The sequence below is a fragment of the Asticcacaulis sp. AC466 genome (genome assembly GCF_000495815.1).
In the GTDB taxonomy this organism is placed as follows: Bacteria; Pseudomonadota; Alphaproteobacteria; order Caulobacterales; family Caulobacteraceae; genus Asticcacaulis.
Map to the genome: position 1 here is coordinate 1 of NZ_AWGE01000060.1, position 444 is coordinate 444.

The window sequence follows — 444 nt, forward strand, 5'->3', positions numbered from 1 at the left end:
ACTACCGCTTATCGCTCCTCTACCTAGAGCGCGAACTCTATCCGCAGATGCCGCCTATGACAGTGATGGCTTACGCCAATTCTTGGTGGAGCGTGGAACAATACCTGTCATTCCAAACAACAAAACGCGAAAGCGGTTCCATCCGTTCGATCCCATTGCTTACAAAAAGCGCAACCAGATCGAGCGGATGTTTTGCCGATTAAAGGACTGGCGACGCATCGCCACACGATACGATAAACTCGCAGCGAACTTTTCTGCTACCGTCGCTATCGCAATAGCAATCACATGGTGGGTTGATTGAGTCTCGAACCTAGGCCACGGGCTGTCTAAGGCTCGTATTCGCCGATATTGTTGAAAAAGTCACGGGACAAAGTCTTGCTACTACTTCGCCAGGCCCAAACCGGTCTACCTGACCATCCGCCCTTGTTCACATTTTTCCGTGTA

General features: G+C 50.7%; 1 protein-coding gene. It reads left to right on the forward strand.

Annotation, left to right across the window (positions count from 1 at the left end; all coding sequences use genetic code 11):
* A partial coding sequence (locus AEAC466_RS44340; protein WP_155913927.1) for a transposase occupies positions 1 to 301 on the forward strand: 301 nt, incomplete at its 5' end.
* Between the last annotated feature and the right edge of the window lie 143 nt (positions 302 to 444).